The following is a 16,663-nucleotide window of genomic DNA, read 5'->3' as shown; positions in this document are numbered from 1 at the left end:
CCTGCGGGCATCAGCACATCCTCCGAAGACACCCAACGAAGGGAACGTCATGCACCTCACGCATTCGCGCCGGTCTCGGCGCCTGATCACAGCACTGGCGGTGGCCGCGGCCAGCGCATTGACACTCGCCGGATGTTCCAGCGGCTCCGGGTCGTCGACGTCCGGCGATGCCGTCACCGTCCCCAAAACAGACCCGAAAGCGACGATCAAGGTGCTGAGCATCCTGGATCTCAAGACCGACAACATGCAGCCGGTCGTCGACGCCTTCGAGAAGGCACACCCGTCCATCAAGGTCAAGTGGCAGACGGTGCCATTCGACAGTCTCAACAGCACGGTCGACTCACGGGTAGCGAACAAGGGTGGCGACCCCGACGTGTACTGGGCCGACCAGCCGCGCATCTCCGCGCTTGCCGCCAGGGGAGAGGCCGCCGACCTGACCGGCGCGTTCGAGAAGTACAAGTCGTCGTTCGATAAGACCGCGTACGACTCGGGTCTCTACGAGAACAAGCTGTGGGCCCTTCCGATCGCGAACTCGACGCAGCTGCTCTACTACAACAAGGACCTGCTGGCCAAGGCCGGCATCACGCCGCCGTCGGCATCGGTCGATCGGCGCGCAACCTGGGAGCAGATCTCCCAGGACGCCGCGAAGGCGAAGGATGCCGGAGCACAGTACGGCTTCGCCTTCGGACAGTTCGACAGGTACTACCAACTGGAGCCGCTGCCGGTGCAACTCGGCGGCTCGGTCGGGGCCACAGGCAAGGGCAACCTCACGCCGGACATCACCTCCAGCGCATGGGTCAAAGCCTTCAACTGGTATGGATCGATCTTCGCCTCAGGTGTGGCGCCGCGCGGTATGACTCCCGATCAGACCGACCCGGCGTTCGTCGCGGGAAAGATCGCTTACATGGTCGAGGGCCCCTGGCTTCTCCCCGAGCTGCAATCATCCAACGTCAACTGGGGTGTCGCTCCGCAGCCGGTCTTCGACAACGGCAAGGCCGCTACCCCTGACGGCTCGTGGTCGCTGGCAGTGAATCCGTTCAGCAAGGAGAAGGCGGCGGCTGCCGTCTTCCTGAAGTGGATGGCCATCGACGAAGGCAGCGGGTACATCAAGTACCGCTCCAACCCTGAGCTGCCGGCGAACGTGGACGGCAAAAGCGTCTACTTCGCTAAGGATGTCTTCTCGTCGCCAGCCGGTAAGGATGCTGCGAAGATCATCGACTACGAGACATCCAAGACGGCAGTCAACCGGGTGTCGACCATCGGCTACATCGAGTTCGAGTCGATCCTGAACCAGGCATTTGCGGACATCCGTAACGGTGCCGACGCGAAGACCGCCTTGGACAAGGCATCGTCTCAGCTGAAGACCGCATGGGCGAAGTACAAGTCATGACGACTTCGCTCGACCGGGCTAAGGGGGCTGCGCCGGCGCGCCGGCGCAGCCCATCCCGTGCGCCGTGGCTCTGGGTGGTCGTGTTCCTCGCGCCGGCGGTCGTCTCGCTCGTCGTCTTGCGCGTCGCGCCGACGATCGGTGCTATCGGCTCGAGCCTCTACAAAGCGTTCCCCGGTGGTCTCGTGCCGGCGACGTTCGCGGGCTTGACCAACTACCAGGCGTTGTTCGGTGACTCCGACTTCATCGCGACGATCGGCAGGACCATCCTCTTCAACGTGATCATCAACCCCCTTCAGGTCGTGATCGCACTCCTGGTGGCGGTGCTCTTCACTCAGCGCATTCCCCTCGTCGGCCTCTGGAGAACGCTCCTCTTCATCCCCGTGACGATCCCCATCGTCGGGTCGTGTATCGCCTGGAGCGCTGCGCTCCAGCCCGATGGCCCGGTCAATGCGCTGATCAAGGCGATCGGAGGTCAACCTCAGCCGTTCTTCACGTCGCCGAGCCAAGCGCTGGCGTGCATCATCCTCGTCGCCTCGTGGATCGGCATCGGCTACTGGATGCTCTTCCTCATCGCAGGACTCGACTCGATTCCGACCGAGTACTACGAGGCGGCCAGGCTGGACCGCGCTGGGTGGTTCCGAACCTTCTTCCAGATCACCATTCCCCTGCTGAAACGGCCGCTCCTGTTCGTTCTCGTTGCCGATACAGTCGCGAACTTCGTGCTGTTCGTGCCCGTTCAACTGCTCACCGACGGCGGGCCGCAAGGGTCGACGACCCTCCTCATGTTCAACGCATATCGGACGACCTATGAATACGGCAGTCGCAATCTCGGAGCCGCGGAGGTGGTCATCCTGACCATCATCATGCTCGTGTTCGTGGTGCTGCAGTTCCGCCTGCTCCGCGAGGAGAGGAGCACGCGGTGACGGCGACTGCGACGCGAGAAGGCACGGCCCGCAAGCCGCGCGCCGTCGCGGCATCGAGAAGTCGAACGTCCACGCTGACGGTCGTGCTGACCGCGATCGCCGTTGTGCTCGGTGCGGTCTTCATCCTTCCGGCGGTGTGGGTGTTCATCGGTTCATTCCGACCAAGCGCCGACATCGTGAACACGATGTCCCCACTGAGCTGGGCGCTTCTCGTGCCGTCCAACGTCACGTTCGAGAACTACGTGAGTCTGTTCGTGGACAACGGCTTCGGGCTCGCGCTTCTCAACTCGGCCGTCGTGTGCCTGGCGTCGGTTCTGCTCGGCCTCGTCGTCTCGGTGATGGCCGCCTATCCGCTGTCGGTGTACGAGTTCCGCGGACGCAACGTGATCTTCGCGGTGATCGTGATCAGCTTCATGGTTCCGTTCGAGGCGATCGCGATTCCGCTCGCTCAGCAGTTCACGGACTGGGGCCTCGGCAACACGCTGATCGGATTGATCCTTCCCGGCATCGGGAACGGTTTGGCGATCTTCAACCTCCGCCAGTACTTCCTCGGGATTCCTACCTCCTACCGCGAGGCAGCCATGCTCGACGGCGCTTCCGAACCGCGCATTCTCTTCACCATCTACGCGCGGATGAGCGGGCCGGCTCTCACGAACTCGGCACTTCTGATCTTCCTCGGACAATGGACGGCGTATCTGTGGCCGCTGCTGATCGTCAGCGACAACAATCTGCAGGTCGCGCCTGTGGCGCTCGCATCGACGTTCGGCGAACACGGAGCAGACTTCGGGCGCAACTTCGCCGGCGCCGTTCTGCTCTCACTCGTGCCCGCGATCAGTATGTTCATCCTGCAACGATTCTTCGGGCGTCTATCGCTCGCGAGCGGAGAGAAATGACCGATTCGAAGCAGCCGGCGAGGATCATCGTGGTGGGCTCTGCCAACCAGGACTACATCGTCAGGGTCGCGGTGCCACCCGCGCCTGGCGAAACCGTTCTGGCTAAAGACCTGCTGTTGCAGCCGGGAGGCAAGGGTGCGAATCAGGCCGTGGCCGCCGCCCGCCTTCGCGGCAACGTGAGCTTCGTGGCATCCGTCGGAGACGACGCCGACGGTGCGCTCCTGCTGCGCGAGCTTCGATCGGAGGGCGTCGACACCGCGAACGTCGAGATCATCAACCGTGGACGCACGGGCCTGGCTCTTGTGTCGGTGTACGACAGCGGTGAGAACTCGATCACGGTAGTGCCCGGCACCAACTTCTCGCTCACGGCCGAGCGCGTGCATCGTGCCGTGACGGCGCTTGCGGATCAGGCGGAGGAAGCGATCATGGTCGCGCAGGCCGAAGTGCTCCCGGAGATCATCGAGGCATCGATCGCGTCGGCGACACGTGCCGGGGCTCGTGTCATCCTGAACCTCGCGCCCTTCCGCGAGATACCGGCCGAGCTGCTCCGCGAGTGCGATCCGCTCGTGCTCAACGAGGCAGAAGCGAGCGCCTTGGTCGGATGGGAGGTGCGCGACGTGGAGACGGCAGGCAAGGCCGTCGCCGAGTTGCGTGCAAGGACCAGGTCGATCGTGGTCACCATAGGTTCCTCCGGCGCCTATTGGGCGGACCAGAGCTCCGAGGGACATATCGCTGCTCCAGCAGTCGGCGAGGTCGTGGACACGACCGGCGCCGGAGACGCATTCGTCGGCGGCCTGGCATCGCACCTCGCTCGCGGCGCTTCGCTCCGTGACGCAGTAGAGCTCGGCGTCATGGCGGGGACCTTCGCCGTTCAGATGCCGGGTGCGCAGTCGTCTTATCCGACTCCGGCCGACCTCGGGATGGAATCCCACCTCGGGAACCAACCGGTGGTTTCGGCTATCGGCTCGAGCTGACGCGCCGTAGGCTTCAGCTCTCATGGCAGTCACCCGATCGGATGTAGCACGCGCGGCCGGCGTCTCACCGGCCGTCGTCAGTTACGTGCTGAACGGAGGGCCGCGACCGGTTTCCGCCGCGGCCAGGTCCCGGGTGGAAGCGGCGATCGAGGAACTCGACTATCGGCCGAACGCCATCGCGAGTGCGCTGCGGGGAGGAAGCACTCACTCCGTTGGACTGCTCAGCCCTGATCCGCTGGATCCCTATTTCGCCGAACTGTCCGAGGCGATGGAGCGGGAGTTCTCGAGCGCCGGTTACGTCGTGCTCACCGGGCATACCCGTGGCGACCGGTCACGCGAAGAGCGCTACGTGCGCACGTTCGTCGCGCGACAGGTGGACGGGCTCATCTTCGCGTCAGGTGCAGCAGGCTCGCTCGAAGGGCTCGAATGTCCAGTGCTGGTCATCGACGGCCACTCGTTGCCGGATTCGATCTCATCCATCAGCATCGAGCAACCGGCCGACGCCGCCGTGGCCGTCGAGCATCTGCAGCGACACGGCCACAGCCTCATCGGATGCATCTCCCGGCCCGTTGCCGTTGCCGCATCCGGCAGCTCGATCGACGGGTGGCGGACACAGCAGTCGATGGTGGGAGCCCCTGTGGGCGACGAACTGGTGGCGTTCGCCGAGACGAGCGAAGAGGGTGGCAACCTAGCCGCGCACATGCTGCTGAGTGAGCATGGTCGCCCCTGGGCGATTCATGGGACCCGGCCGACCGCGCTTTTCGTGGGGGCCGATGTTCAAGCCATCGGCGCCATCCACGCGTGCTGGGAGCTGGGCCTGCGGGTACCGGAAGACGTGGCGATCGTGTCGATCGGCGGGACCAGGCCGGCGGCTTTCACGGTGCCCCCGCTGACGACCATTCGCCAGGACCTGCCCTACGTGGCGAGCCGAGCGGTTCTGGAGCTGCGGGAGCGATTCGAGGATCCATCCCGGGCCCCCAAGCATTCAAGGATGCGCGGGAACCTTGTCGTGGGTCGTAGCTGCGGTTGCAACCTGGTCTGAGGCGTCACACGAACTGCAGCCGGCGCCCGAACGCGTCGTGGTCGTTCAGCCACTCGACCGCCTCGCGGGTCGCCTCGAGTGAGGTGTATGCGGGAGAGTAGCCGAGCATGCGCTGCGCCTTCTCGATGCTCATGGCGTGGCTGCGCGACACGTGTTCGACCGTCGCCCTGGCGTGCTCTTCGCCGACGGCCGAGGCATATTCCGAAAGCGGAATGTAGTCGAGTCGGGCTTGCTGTCCGAACCAGGCCGCGGCCGCCTCGGCGAAGCCGCGCAGCGTCAGGGCGCGGGGAGAGACGGCGAAGAACGCGTTGCCCGCGGCTTCGGGATGCTCGACCGCGAGCTGGAAGAGCTGGGCGACGTCGTCGGCGTGCACGTGGTGCAGCATCCCGAGCCCCTCGTCGGGGAGGGTCACCGGTTCGCCGAAAGCCAGCCGCTCCCACACCGACGGATCGAGGTTGGCCGCCGGGTTGATGACGTGCCAGCCGGGGCCGGAGATGTGGCCGGGATCGATGACCACGGCGGGCACGCCGTCCTGCGAGAGCAGGTACGCCTCGAGTTCGGCCTTGCCCGTGCCGTAGGCACCCCACCCATTGAGCGGCGCATCCTCCGTGCCGGGGACCTCGGTGAGGATGCCGCGCGACCAGATGGAACCGCAGGTCACGAGCATCCGTGCCCGGCCGCGTAGCGCCGCGACGAGCTGCTCGGCGGATGCCCGCGTGAAGCAGACCATGTCGATCACGACATCGGGCCCGAGGGAGGCGATGCGCTCGCCGAAAGTCTCCTCGGCGTCGAGCGCCTCGCGATCCAGGACGACCCGTTCCACGGATGCCCACGCCTCGTCGGCGCGGTACGGCTCACGTGCGCCGCGACTCACGGCGACGACCTCGTGGCCGGCACGCACCAGGCGGGGGACGAGGTAGCCGCCGACGTGGCCGGTCGCGCCGATGACGACGATTCTCATGACGGCTGCGGCATCCGCTCGTCGAGCCAGTCGAACATACGCTGGTCGGTGAGACCGCGCGCGAGCGGCTGACAGTGGAAGTCGGCGCCCTCCGCCGCCGTGAACGGCACGAGGGTGGAGACGGAACTCGTGAGCTCCGCGAGCCGTTCAGACTGGCCCGGCCAGAACTGCTCGCGCTCCGGTGAGGTAATGAGCAGGGGCGTCGTGATGCGGTCGGCTACGTCTGCGACGGTGTACTCCTGCACGGCCTTCAGCGTCGCGGCGTATCCGAGTTCGCCGTATGGACGGGCGCGGAACGCCCAGATGCTCGCCGGGCCCCTCTCGAACTTGAAGGCGAACTCCATGTCGCGGTCGAACTTGGCGTCTTCGCCCTTCTGGAGCAGTTCGAGCATGCTCTTCGGCAGGTGAGACGTCCACGACGTGGAAACATCCACCACCCCGGGGTCGACGATGGCCGCCGCGAAACGGTGCTCGAACGCCAGAGCCCGGGTGACCCAGTATCCGGCCTGACTGATCCCGTAGGCGGCGACCCGGTCGGCGTCGATGCCGTCGAGGCCGAGCGCGAAGTCGAGCACCGACGTCAGCACCGCCTCCCAGTCCGGGCGGAACGTGGTCGCGTGGTCGAAGAGCATCGACTGCTGCCCCGGACCGTCGTAGAGCAGCACGGCGTAGCCGCGGCGCAGCGCCCCGAACGCGCACGACGACCACATGGCCGACAGGGATCCGTCGCTGCCGTTCGTGCCGATCAGGAGCGGCAGCGGTCCGGATGCCCCGCGCGGCCGGAAGAGGTAACCGGGCAGGCTGGTCTGCTCGTACGGGATCGACACCCTCGAGGCCTCCGCCTCAGGGGTGGTCTCGACGAAACGGTCCCAGGCGTCGCGATGCTTGTGGAAGACGGAGAGCAGCTCGTCGGCCGAGTCCAGTGCCGATGCGGTGTTCACGGCGACGCTGTAGTAGAGGGATGCCCGCAGGTATGCGGATGCCGCGCTGGCCGCGTGCGAGCGCTGGGCGGAGGCATCCGCCTGTGCTGCGACGCGGTCGCCGAGACCCACCCACGCCTCGTACCAGCCTCGCTGGTCCTTGTCGCCGACGTCATCGACCGCGGCTAGCACCTCGCCCACGTCGGCTGCGCCGGAATACGCAGCCCCGAGCACGCAGCGCAACTCGAAGTCGAAGTCGTCGTTCGCGGAGAATCCGCGACTGAAGGTGTGCCGTGCCGACGCCATCATTCCCCCTCGCGAGCACGCGAGACCGTCGCAAGCAGGCGCGCCCCGCGCCCAGTATCCCGAACCCGGTCACCCGCGTACAAGGTCAGAACAGGTCGCCGTACCCCAGTTCGACCAGGTGTGCGCGCGAGTCGGCGAGGCAGTCGTAGATGTCGCGTCCGTACTGCTCGTCCTGCTCGATCAGGAGATACTCGGCGCCGCCGGCGATGCCCGCCTCGATCACGCCGGCGAAGTCGAGAGTGCCCCGGCCGACCTCGGCGAACTGCACCAGCTTGCTCCAGTGCTCGGCCCACGTCGCGTGGTCTCCGGCGGCCAATGCGTCGAACGCCTCGGCCGGCGGTAGCCCGATGCGGTAGTCCTTCAGATGCACCAGGTCGATCGCCCCTGCATACTTCTCGAGCACGGTGACCGGGTCCATCCCGCCGCGCTGGATCCAGTGCACGTCGAGCTCGAGCTTGAGGTCGGGCGCCTCGTTCCTGATCAGGTCCAGAATGAGCTGCCCGTCGACGCGCGCGAACTCGACGTGGTGGTTGTGGTAGCTGAGGATGATGCCCTCGTCTGCCAGCCGGCGAGCCATTTCGTTGGCATCCGCGATGAACGAGAGCAGGGCATCCTTCGACGCGAGTGCGGTCATGGGCAGCATGCCGATGCGCACGCGACGGGATCCGAGCGCCCGGCAGTCGCCGACGATCTTGTCGAACGACTCGCGCAGGGAATCGTTGCCGCCGCCTCCGGTCGGGCCCATGCCGGCCGAGATGGCGGCGACGATCATGCCGAAGTCGTCACCGGCGCGCACGATCTCGTCCCTCGTGCCCTCGGTGAGCTCGATCTGCGAAACCTCGACCACGCGCAAGCCGATGTCCGACAGCCGCTTCCAGGTGGCATAGGCGCCGTTCTCAGCGACGTCGCGCTTCAACATCATGGCCTGCACGCCGAGTCTGGCCACCTTGGTGTCTCCCGTTCTCTTGTTCCGGGCATCCGGTCTTCGTCCGGGCCCGCGAGTGCAAGTGTGTGCCAGTGAGGGGTCCATGGCAAAGGGTTGCCACCTGTTTGCCACGCCAGCGTTGCATCCTCGCAGCACCACGCCACCCTGGCTTTCGATGCAGCCGAGCGTCTTCAATGTGGTTATGGCGAATCGGGACTTGAACGCTGCCACGACCAGCCTCGACGGCAAGCGGGTCATGGTCACCGGCGCGGCCGGCCGCATCGGCAGCGCGACCACGCTCCGGCTCGCCGAGGCCGGCGCACGGGTGACGGCCCTGTGCCAGCCGGGACAGGACGCGCCGGGCGCACTTCGCGTGGTGCACGGCGACACGCGCTCGCCGGACGACGTCGCGACGGCTCTCGACGACGTCGAGTACGTCGTGCACCTGGCCGCCCTGATCCATCGGGATGCCGGGACCGCCTACGACGTATACACGACCAACGTCGTGTCGACTTTCAACGTGCTGGAGCAGGCTGCCCGACGGGGCCTGCGGCGAGCGGTGGTCGCCGGCAGCATCAACCGGTACGGGCTGCCGCAGGGGATCGACCCGGATGCGCGTCCCGCCTACTTTCCGCTCGACACCGACATCCCTCCGGACGTCTCCGACTGGTACTCGTTGTCGAAGCTGAACGACGAGAACACGTCGCGGATGGTGTGGCGGCGGTGGGGGATGGACGTCGTCACCCTGCGCTTTCCGCACGTGAACTCGATGGCGGCCATCGAGGAGCTGTCGGTGCGGCTCACCGACGACCCGCGGCCCGGGCTCACCGAGGGGTGGTCATACCTCGACGTGCGGGACGCCGCGCTCGCGATCGAGCTGGCGCTCGAGTCGACCGCGTCGGGGGCGAACGCGTTCTACCTCGCGGCGCCGTTGACGAGCATCCCGTACCGCACGGAGGACGTGCTCGATGCGCTCGCCCCCGAGGTGCCCCGCCGCAAACGTTTCGTCGAGCGCGAGGTGCCGATCGATCTGGGCGATGCGCAGCGTCTGATCGGATTCCACGCCGAGCACGTGCTCCAACTCGAGACCCGAGAGCTGCCTCCGCAAGCCCTTCGGTGATCCGGCGCCGCGGCGGTAGCGTGCTGACATGGACGCCCAGCAGGTCACGGAACGCATCACGTATCACGGCGAAGGGCCGATCTGGGATCCGGTGCGGGGCAGGCTGCTCATCGTCGACCTGCTGCGCGGGGAGGTGCTCGACCTCGGTGATCCGCGCACTGGCCGGCTGGATTCGGATGACGTGCCTCGCTATCACGTCGGATCGGTGGCGGCCGCGCTTCGTCCGCGGTCGGCAGGCGGGTTCGTGGTGGCGACCGAGCACGGCTTCAGCCTGTTCGACGCCGACTTCGTGCTGGAGCGGCAGCTGCCGGACGTAGTGACCGATGCCGGCATCCGGATGAACGACGGCGGCTGCGATCCGCAGGGCCGCTTCTACTGCGGCACCATGGCGTACGACGAGCGGAAGGGCGCTGGCACGCTGTTCCGGCTGGAACCGGATGGCGCGACGAGCGTCGCGTTCGGCGATGTGACGATCTCGAACGGGCTGCAGTGGAGCGCGGATGGTGGCACGGCGTACTACAACGACACCCCCACGCAGTGCATCGACGCGTTCGACTACGACGGCGAGACGGGCGAGTTCTCGAACCGCAGGCATCTGGCGGAGATCGACCCGTCGCAGGGGCATCCCGACGGGCTGACCATCGACGCGGAGGGTGGCCTGTGGGCGGCGTTGTGGGGCGGTGGAAAGGTGCACCACTATGACCCGGAGGGCTACCTGGTCGACGTCATCACGGTTCCCGGGGTGAGCAACACGTCGGCGTGCGCGTTCGGCGGTCCTGATCTCGACGTGCTCTACATCACGACCTCGCGCGAGGGCATCGCGGACGGCGAGGAGCCGTGCGCAGGATCCGTCTTCGCGGTCTCGCCCGGCGTGCGCGGGCGCATCCTGCCGACCTTCGCCGGCTGAGGTCGGCTACCGACGGGCGCGGAAACGCACGGTCGTGCGAAGGAGCAGGGCGGCCAGGGCGAGCACCACGATCGTCGCCGCGAAGATGAGGGTGGCGGTCGCGTAGACCGCGGGTGTCGCGCCGTACTGCAGCGTTCCGTACAGGTACACCGTGAGCACGTTGACGGTCGGTGTCGACAGGAAGTTCGCGATCACCACGTTGTCGAACGCGAACGTGTACCCGATGATCGCGGCCGCGGCGATGGCCGGCCCGAGCTGCGGCAGCACGACGAGGCGCAGGGTCGAAAGGCGCGATGCACCCAGGTCCGAGGCGGCATCCTCGAGCTGCGGATCGAGCGTGAGCACCCGCGCCCTGATCACGAACGCCACCACCGAGATGCTCGGCGGCGTCAGGGCAGCGATCAGCGTGAACCCGCTGAGCGGAATGCGGGTCTCGGTGTAGAAGAGCAGCAGCGAGACGCCGAGCACGGTGTCCGGCACGATCAGCAGGATGTACGTGAGCGCCGCGAGCAGGCGCCTCACCGTGCGATTCGGGTTGCGTGCGAGCTCGAACCCGAGCACAGTGCCGAGCAAGACCGCTATGACGGCGGCCCAGAACGCCACGACCAGGCTGGTCTGCGTGGCCTGCCGGATGGTCGGGTCGGCGACCGCCTGTGCGTACCAGTCCCAGGAGAACCCGGTGAATGCAGAGGTCTGCTTGCCTGCGACGCCCGCGTTGAACGAGTACACGACCGCGGTGACGATCGGCGAGAACAGGAAGAGAACGGCCACGCCGAACCACACCCACAAGGCGACGCCGGTGGCCAGGCGTGGGCCGCGGGAGCCGACAGGTGGATGCCCTGAGTCGCGCAGCAGGGCGGGTGCGGTCATCCTTCGACCCTTCGACGCGCTCAGGACGACGCCCGCTTCGAGCGCTTGGGGCGCGGGTGCTCGCCGCCGGTGGCGTCGACGCCGCGCGTGAGCCGCACCAGCAGTGCGACGATCACGGCGATCGCGAGCACCAGCAGCACGACCATGGCCGATCCCAGCGCGTAGTTCTGCGATTGCACGTACTGGGCCGAGATCGCCTGCGCCAGGAAGAGCCCCTTGTTGCCGCCGAGCAGCACGGGGATCACCAGTTCGCCGAGCATCGGCACGGCGGTGAGCAGGGCCGCGGTGGCGATGCCGGGGCGGCTGAGCGGAAGGATGACCGTGAAGAACGTCGCGGACGGCGACGCTCCGAGGTCGTGCCCCGCCTCGATCACCTCGGGAGGGATGCGATCCAGCACGACGGCCAGCGCGATGACCGCGATGGGGAGGTAGACCGCGATCGTCCCGATCACGACCGCCGGAATGGAGTCGAGGATCGTCAGAGGCGAGTGCAGCAGACCGGTGGCTCGGAGCATCCGTTCGAGCGGGCCGCCCTGCGCGAGCAGGATCTGCCACGACATCACCCGGATGAGCAGGCTGGCTAGATACGGCACCAGGATGAGCGCGAACGCCACGATCTTGAACCGGCCGCTGCGCCGCGCGATCGCGTACGCGATCGGGTAGGCGAACAGCAGGCAGGCAGCGCTGGAGCCGACGGCGAACGCGAGTGTGCGAAGGAACGTCTGCAGATAGAGCGGTCCGAGCGCCTGAGCGTAGTTGTCGAGCGAGAAGCCGAGCGTGACGGATCCGAATCCGCTCGTGCCGAACGAGTAGACCAGCGTGAAGCCGAGCGGCACGAGGAAGAGCACGGCGAGCCAGGCGAGCGGGATGGCCGCCAGCACGTGGTCGCCCGTGTTCCGCCTCACGGCGTCATCCTCCCATCGGAACAGGCGGACTCACGCCCCGGCGGCGGCCTGCACCTTGTTCTGAATGTCCTGGAACGTCGGATACGTGTCGGGATTCACGATGAAGCTGCTCAGCTTGTCGAAGTCGACGTTCGGCCCGCCGAAGATGAGGTCCGACTGCTTCACATTCGACGGCATCTTGCTCTTCAGCCCGTTGAGCGATGCCGGGTAACCCAGATAGACGGTTTCATTGAGCTGCACGGTTGGCGTCAGCTGGTACTCGAGGAACTGGTACGCACGATCCACGTCGGGTGCGCCCTTCGCGATCGAGAAGCTGTCCACCCACAGCTCGCTCGTCGGCCCCGGCACGACCCACTTCAGCTTCGGATTGAGCAGGATGGCGTTGCGCGCGTACGCCTGGTTGGCCTGCGCCATCACGATCGCGCCGCTCACCATCGCGTTGGCGTCGAACGCGGAGAACGTCTTCACGTGCTTCGCGAAGCCGGTGAGGAAGTCGGCGGTGCCCTCGATGTCGCTGGTCTTCTTCGTGTTCCAGTCCTTGCCCTGGATCCACAGGGCGGGTCCGACGGTCTCCTCTGCGGCACTCGTCATGCGGATGCGCCCGCTCACGTTCGGCTTCGCGCCCGCGTCGAAGAAGTCCTGCCAGGTCTTGATCTCGCCGCCCGTGGCATCCGGGTCGTAGACGACGCCGAGCAGACCCCAGTCCTTCGGGATCGAGTACTTGTTGCCGGGGTCGTAGTTGCGGTTCAGCAGCGACTGGTCGAGGTTCTTCAGGTTCAGTCGGTCGTGGTCGAGCTCCTCGAGCAGTCCCTTGTCGGAGATCTGCTTGATCCAGCTCGACGACGGCACCACGATGTCGTAGCCGGCTCCCGCGGCGGAGTTCAGCTTGGTGTACAGCGTGTTGTTGTCGGTGTAGGTCGAGATCTTCGGCGTCACCCCGTACTTCTTGGCGTAGGCGGCGAGGTCGTCCTTCGAGAAGTAGTCGGGCCAGGTGTAGATGTTCAGCTGACTGGTGAGCTTCGCGGATGCCGTGCCGGTCGATCCGGATCCGGGCGACGAGCAGGCCGCGAGGAAGGCCGCGACGGGAGCGAGCGCGGCGGCGCCGAGGACGGCGCGACGACTGACGGGATGCGCAGAACTGCTCATGAGAAGTTCCTCTTGCTGCAGGAATCCGTGCACGAGTGGTTCGCACTGCCGCACGGACGGAAACGGGGATGCCTCAACCCTCAAAGGTAACCGTCGCAGGCGGGGTGCGAGCCCGAGCGTTCACCCGGCGTAACGTCGCGGGTGCGTCCCCGGGAACGCTCTCAGCGGTCGTCGTCCGAGACCGCGGGTTCGAGGTCACGGATGATCGACTCGAGATCCAGCTCGTCGAACGACGTCATCGGCGACGAGTCGAGCCGGATCGCGTGGTAAACGTGGTCGACGCGCTCGACATACCCGATGAGGCAGCGCGCGTCGTTGGCGGGATAACGGGAGTCGACGACACACCATCTGTTCGCGCCGATGCGCTGCAGTGAGACGTTGGCCGGGCCAGGGTCGTTCGCAGAAGCAGCGTGGTTCGCGGAAGACGGGTCGTCGTGGTTCATGGTGCTCTTTTCGGCGCGCGTGCAGATGCGGCGGCGCGAGGGTTTCGCACCGCCGCACCCATTCCGGGTTAGACGCTTCTTCTCAGGAGCCTGAAGAGGCCGACGATGATGCCGATGATGAGCAGGATGATGCCGATCCACAGCAAGAAGCTCGCGACCTTCACGAAGATGCCGAGGAACAGCAGGATGATTCCGATGATCAGCAGGATTACAGCTAGAGCAACCATGTCCGTCACCTTGACAGCGTGTGAGAGCTGGCAAAACCCCTTGCCAGAGTCGCCCATTCTGTGATTTGTTGCGCGAACGACCGATACGAACGAGGGCGATGGGAGCCTGAAATGAGTGACACGAACGGGCAGCCGGACCCGGACATCCGCACGGAGCTCCTCGAGGGCTCTGAGCGTTCCGACGATGTGGCACGCGAGGACGCAACGACCAGCACCGCCGACGAGAACAGGGCGGCCGATCAGGTCGACGAAGAGGACCGACCGCGTCCGTCGACCGACGCCGAGACCTCCGAAGACACGTCGTCCGGAGGCCCCGCCGACTGATCCTGCTGCATTCCGCGGCCTCCGCGAGCCGCTCGATACAACGCGAGTCGACATCGCGCAACCACTCGACGCCCGGGCGCGAAGCTACGCACAATGCCGAATGTGTTGAGCCCGATCAGTTCTCTGCGCCCTCATGACCGTCACCGCGGTGTGTCCCGCCGCGGGAAGAGCGAGGGGCTGAGTCCGTTGGTCCGAATGCCGCGTAGCCTGCACGGGCATCCGGCGGCGGAGGCCGTCTACGGCATCGACCGGCTCGTGAAAGACGTGGAGCACGGCAGGTTCGAGCGCAGCATGTCGGCGCTCACCGCTGTGGGGGCGGCCGTGACCACCGCGGAGATCTTCTTCGAGCACGACAAGGCGAGCTTCGGGAACCCGTGGATGTGGGCGCCCATCGCTACTGGACCGATCGGCGTGGTGGCCGGTGCCGCCGGTTTCGTGAGCAAGCGGATGGCCAAGACAGCGCTGCCCGTCGCGGCGGTGATCATCCTGGCGAACGGGCTGCAGGGTGTGTGGCTGCACGCCAGGGGCATCCGTCAGAAGCCGGGCGGCTGGAAGAACTTCCGCTACAACATGGAGATGGGACCGCCGCTGCTCGCGCCGTTGCTCGTCACGCTGGTCGGTGGCATGGGCCTGCTCGCCGCTTTGCTGCGGAGAGAGCGGTGAGCAACCAGCGTTACCGTCCGCGAGACACGCTTCCCCTCTCGCCGGAGGACGGCGGCGGGCGCTTCCCCGGCTTCAACGTGATGGGCCAGGAGAAGCACTGGGACGAAGCCACGCGCGCGGCCATCCACGCGCGCCTGCACGGGCAGCCCGCCGTACGGTTCTTCACCCAGCTCGAAGAGGCGACGGCGAAATGCCTGCTCGACCGGCTCATGGGCCAGCGAGCGGAACCCGGCGATGAGACGGTCGACCTCGCCCGCATGGTGGATACGCGCCTCGCCGAGAACCAGACCGATGGCTGGCACTACGACACCATGCCGCGTGACTCGGAGGCGTGGCGGGCATCCCTCGCCGCGATCAACGAGGACGCCCACGATCGTCATGGCCGCGACTTCGCCGAGTGCGACGAGGACGAGCAGTGCGATCTGCTCGAAGCCGTGCGCACGTGGGGCGATGACCGCTGGCACGACCTACCGCCTGCTCAGGTGTGGAGCCTGTGGACGCGCTACGCCGCCACCGCGTTCTACTCGCACCCTGCGGTGTGGAACGAGATCGGGTTCGGGGGCCCGGCGTACCCCCGTGGCTACAAGGAGCTCGGCATCGACAAGCGGGAGCCGTACGAGGTTCCGGACGCGCGCCCGGACGACGATCCGCTGCGTCGCCCCGGTCCGGCTCGAGAGGGTCGCAACAGTGCACGGCACGCCACCGGCCAGGCAGGCCGCGCTCCGTCGTCGTCCCGCGGCAGCGGCGACGACCAGGCCGATGAGAAGGGGGCAGACCGCTCGTGAGCACCGTGCGGGAACGCAACGAGTCCGCCTGGCTGCTCACGCCGCGCGGTGCCGTCGACGATCGCCTGCGCACGCAGATGCGGCACTTCGACGACGCCGACGAGTTGGATGCCGTCATCGTGGGCTGTGGAGCAGGCGGTGCGACGATGCTGCAGCGGCTCGCCCGCTACGGCTGGAGGGTCGCTGCGCTGGATGCCGGCCCGTTCTGGAATCCGGAAGACGACTGGGTCAGCGACGAGGCGGCATCCCACCAGCTGTATTGGACGGAACCGCGCGAGATCGGCGGCAGCGACCCGGTGCCGCTGGGCTCCAACAACTCGGGGCGCGGCGTGGGCGGCTCGATGGTGCACTACGCCGGGTACACGCCTCGGTTCCATCCGAGCGACTTCCACACGAAGACGGTAGACGGCGTCGGTGCGGACTGGCCGCTCGACTACGCCGATCTGCGGCCGTACTACGAGCAGATCGAGGGCGAGCTGCCGGTGGCGGGCGAGGACTGGCCGTGGGGTGATCCGCACGGCTATCCGTACCGGCCGCATCCGGTGGGCGGCAACGGCGAGGTGTTCCTGCGTGGAGCGCTGAAGGCGGGTGTCGAGGCGAGGGTCGGTCCGGTCGCGATCGCGAACGGACGCTTCGGGCACCGCCCGCACTGCATCTACCGCGGCTTCTGCCTGCAGGGCTGCAAGGTGAACGCGAAGGCCTCCCCGCTCATCACGCATGTTCCGGATGCCCTCGAGCACGGCGCCGAGGTGCGCCCGGACTCCATGGTGACCGGCATCGAGGTGGATGCCTTCAGCGGGCGTGCGACCGGGGTGCACTACGTGCGCGACGGGCGGGAGCGGTTCCAGAAGGCATCCGTCGTCATCGTCGCCGGGTACTCGATCGAGACGCCGCGGCTGCTGCTGAACTCCGCGTCGGCGCGCTTCCCAGACGGGCTGT

General features: G+C 66.8%; 19 protein-coding genes. 11 read left to right on the top strand and 8 right to left on the bottom strand.

Annotated elements, in window-relative coordinates:
• Positions 1–49: 49 nt before the first annotated feature.
• The 5 genes from ACTHNC_RS14750 to ACTHNC_RS14730 are packed head-to-tail and all read left to right on the top strand — an operon-like array spanning position 50 to position 5,222.
• A complete protein-coding gene (locus tag ACTHNC_RS14750; RefSeq protein WP_440295371.1) occupies positions 50–1,390 on the top strand; it encodes an ABC transporter substrate-binding protein in 1,341 nt (446 codons plus the stop codon).
• Positions 1,387–2,313, top strand: coding sequence for a carbohydrate ABC transporter permease (locus ACTHNC_RS14745; RefSeq protein WP_440295370.1), 927 nt, complete (start codon positions 1,387–1,389; stop codon positions 2,311–2,313). The genes ACTHNC_RS14750 and ACTHNC_RS14745 overlap by 4 nt, the downstream gene beginning before the upstream one ends.
• A complete protein-coding gene (locus ACTHNC_RS14740; RefSeq protein WP_440295369.1) occupies positions 2,310–3,206 on the top strand; it encodes a carbohydrate ABC transporter permease in 897 nt (298 codons plus the stop codon). Before ACTHNC_RS14745 ends, ACTHNC_RS14740 begins: the two co-directional genes overlap by 4 nt.
• Entirely contained in the window at positions 3,203–4,180 is a 978-nt protein-coding gene (locus ACTHNC_RS14735; protein WP_440295368.1) for a ribokinase, read from the top strand. Before ACTHNC_RS14740 ends, ACTHNC_RS14735 begins: the two co-directional genes overlap by 4 nt.
• A 22-nt stretch (positions 4,181–4,202) precedes the next feature.
• Positions 4,203–5,222: a LacI family DNA-binding transcriptional regulator gene (locus ACTHNC_RS14730; RefSeq protein ID WP_440295367.1), complete on the top strand. Its 1,020-nt coding sequence runs from the start codon at positions 4,203–4,205 to the stop codon at positions 5,220–5,222.
• 4 nt (positions 5,223–5,226) lie between these two features.
• Here the strand turns inward: ACTHNC_RS14730 and ACTHNC_RS14725 are convergent, their stop codons facing one another.
• The 3 genes from ACTHNC_RS14725 to ACTHNC_RS14715 all read right to left on the bottom strand — a co-directional run bounded on the left by ACTHNC_RS14725 (position 5,227) and on the right by ACTHNC_RS14715 (position 8,355).
• Positions 5,227–6,183, bottom strand: a complete 957-nt coding sequence (locus tag ACTHNC_RS14725) for an NAD-dependent epimerase/dehydratase family protein (protein WP_440295366.1) — start codon at positions 6,181–6,183, stop codon at positions 5,227–5,229.
• Positions 6,180–7,409 (bottom strand): alpha/beta hydrolase family protein, encoded by a 1,230-nt coding sequence (locus ACTHNC_RS14720; protein WP_440295365.1) that lies wholly within the window; start codon positions 7,407–7,409, stop codon positions 6,180–6,182. Before ACTHNC_RS14720 ends, ACTHNC_RS14725 begins: the two co-directional genes overlap by 4 nt.
• An 85-nt stretch (positions 7,410–7,494) precedes the next feature.
• Positions 7,495–8,355 carry a sugar phosphate isomerase/epimerase family protein gene (locus ACTHNC_RS14715; protein WP_440295364.1) on the bottom strand — a complete coding sequence of 287 codons (861 nt, stop codon included), beginning with the start codon at positions 8,353–8,355 and terminating at the stop codon, positions 7,495–7,497.
• 181 nt (positions 8,356–8,536) lie between these two features.
• Between ACTHNC_RS14715 and ACTHNC_RS14710 the strand changes: the two genes are divergently transcribed.
• Together ACTHNC_RS14710 and ACTHNC_RS14705 are read left to right on the top strand one after the other, a co-directional pair.
• A complete protein-coding gene (locus ACTHNC_RS14710) occupies positions 8,537–9,454 on the top strand; it encodes an NAD-dependent epimerase/dehydratase family protein (protein ID WP_440295363.1) in 918 nt (305 codons plus the stop codon).
• Between the two features lie 28 nt (positions 9,455–9,482).
• Positions 9,483–10,361 carry an SMP-30/gluconolactonase/LRE family protein gene (locus ACTHNC_RS14705; RefSeq protein WP_440295362.1) on the top strand — a complete coding sequence of 293 codons (879 nt, stop codon included), beginning with the start codon at positions 9,483–9,485 and terminating at the stop codon, positions 10,359–10,361.
• Positions 10,362–10,367: 6 nt separating this feature from the next.
• Here ACTHNC_RS14705 and ACTHNC_RS14700 read toward each other — a convergent pair whose 3' ends face one another.
• From ACTHNC_RS14700 to ACTHNC_RS14680, 5 genes are all read right to left on the bottom strand, one after another.
• Positions 10,368–11,231 carry an ABC transporter permease gene (locus ACTHNC_RS14700; protein ID WP_440295361.1) on the bottom strand — a complete coding sequence of 288 codons (864 nt, stop codon included), beginning with the start codon at positions 11,229–11,231 and terminating at the stop codon, positions 10,368–10,370.
• A 20-nt stretch (positions 11,232–11,251) separates the two neighbouring features.
• The gene (locus ACTHNC_RS14695) at positions 11,252–12,136 is read right to left on the bottom strand and encodes an ABC transporter permease (protein WP_440295360.1); all 885 of its coding nucleotides are present in this window, start codon (positions 12,134–12,136) and stop codon (positions 11,252–11,254) included.
• Between the two features lie 30 nt (positions 12,137–12,166).
• Positions 12,167–13,282 (bottom strand): polyamine ABC transporter substrate-binding protein, encoded by a 1,116-nt coding sequence (locus tag ACTHNC_RS14690; protein ID WP_440295359.1) that lies wholly within the window; start codon positions 13,280–13,282, stop codon positions 12,167–12,169.
• A 161-nt stretch (positions 13,283–13,443) separates the two neighbouring features.
• A complete protein-coding gene (locus tag ACTHNC_RS14685; RefSeq protein WP_440295358.1) occupies positions 13,444–13,725 on the bottom strand; it encodes a hypothetical protein in 282 nt (93 codons plus the stop codon).
• Between the two features lie 68 nt (positions 13,726–13,793).
• Complete coding sequence (locus ACTHNC_RS14680; RefSeq protein ID WP_440295444.1) at positions 13,794–13,961, bottom strand: hypothetical protein; 168 nt, start codon at positions 13,959–13,961, stop codon at positions 13,794–13,796.
• Between the two features lie 102 nt (positions 13,962–14,063).
• Here ACTHNC_RS14680 and ACTHNC_RS14675 point away from each other — a divergent pair, with 102 nt between their 5' ends.
• From ACTHNC_RS14675 to ACTHNC_RS14660, 4 genes are all read left to right on the top strand, one after another.
• The gene (locus ACTHNC_RS14675) at positions 14,064–14,276 is read left to right on the top strand and encodes a hypothetical protein (protein ID WP_440295357.1); all 213 of its coding nucleotides are present in this window, start codon (positions 14,064–14,066) and stop codon (positions 14,274–14,276) included.
• 195 nt (positions 14,277–14,471) lie between these two features.
• Positions 14,472–14,939, top strand: coding sequence for a hypothetical protein (locus ACTHNC_RS14670; protein ID WP_440295356.1), 468 nt, complete (start codon positions 14,472–14,474; stop codon positions 14,937–14,939).
• On the top strand, positions 14,936–15,724 hold the full coding sequence (locus ACTHNC_RS14665) for a gluconate 2-dehydrogenase subunit 3 family protein (RefSeq protein WP_440295355.1): 789 nt from the start codon (positions 14,936–14,938) through the stop codon (positions 15,722–15,724). The genes ACTHNC_RS14670 and ACTHNC_RS14665 overlap by 4 nt, the downstream gene beginning before the upstream one ends.
• On the top strand, positions 15,721–16,663 hold a 943-nt coding region (locus tag ACTHNC_RS14660; protein ID WP_440295354.1), incomplete at its 3' end, for a GMC family oxidoreductase N-terminal domain-containing protein. The genes ACTHNC_RS14665 and ACTHNC_RS14660, both read left to right, overlap by 4 nt.

The sequence above is a fragment of the Humibacter sp. genome (assembly GCF_051954055.1).
GTDB lineage: Bacteria > Actinomycetota > Actinomycetes > Actinomycetales > Microbacteriaceae > Humibacter.
Note: the sequence above shows the minus strand (reverse complement) of the source record. Positions and strands in the feature narration are given on the sequence as shown.

Excerpts from the sequence above, each read along its gene's own strand:
- ACTHNC_RS14750 (WP_440295371.1), top strand. The coding sequence starts at position 50 with ATGCACCTCACGCATTCGCGCCGGTCTCGGCGCCTGATCACAGCACTG.
- ACTHNC_RS14745 (WP_440295370.1), top strand. The coding sequence starts at position 1,387 with ATGACGACTTCGCTCGACCGGGCTAAGGGGGCTGCGCCGGCGCGCCGG.
- ACTHNC_RS14735 (WP_440295368.1), top strand. The coding sequence starts at position 3,203 with ATGACCGATTCGAAGCAGCCGGCGAGGATCATCGTGGTGGGCTCTGCC.
- ACTHNC_RS14730 (WP_440295367.1), top strand. The coding sequence starts at position 4,203 with ATGGCAGTCACCCGATCGGATGTAGCACGCGCGGCCGGCGTCTCACCG.
- ACTHNC_RS14725 (WP_440295366.1), bottom strand. The coding sequence starts at position 6,183 with ATGAGAATCGTCGTCATCGGCGCGACCGGCCACGTCGGCGGCTACCTC.
- ACTHNC_RS14720 (WP_440295365.1), bottom strand. The coding sequence starts at position 7,409 with ATGGCGTCGGCACGGCACACCTTCAGTCGCGGATTCTCCGCGAACGAC.
- ACTHNC_RS14710 (WP_440295363.1), top strand. The coding sequence starts at position 8,537 with ATGGCGAATCGGGACTTGAACGCTGCCACGACCAGCCTCGACGGCAAG.
- ACTHNC_RS14705 (WP_440295362.1), top strand. The coding sequence starts at position 9,483 with ATGGACGCCCAGCAGGTCACGGAACGCATCACGTATCACGGCGAAGGG.
- ACTHNC_RS14700 (WP_440295361.1), bottom strand. The coding sequence starts at position 11,231 with ATGACCGCACCCGCCCTGCTGCGCGACTCAGGGCATCCACCTGTCGGC.
- ACTHNC_RS14690 (WP_440295359.1), bottom strand. The coding sequence starts at position 13,282 with ATGAGCAGTTCTGCGCATCCCGTCAGTCGTCGCGCCGTCCTCGGCGCC.
- ACTHNC_RS14685 (WP_440295358.1), bottom strand. The coding sequence starts at position 13,725 with ATGAACCACGACGACCCGTCTTCCGCGAACCACGCTGCTTCTGCGAAC.
- ACTHNC_RS14675 (WP_440295357.1), top strand. The coding sequence starts at position 14,064 with ATGAGTGACACGAACGGGCAGCCGGACCCGGACATCCGCACGGAGCTC.
- ACTHNC_RS14670 (WP_440295356.1), top strand. The coding sequence starts at position 14,472 with ATGCCGCGTAGCCTGCACGGGCATCCGGCGGCGGAGGCCGTCTACGGC.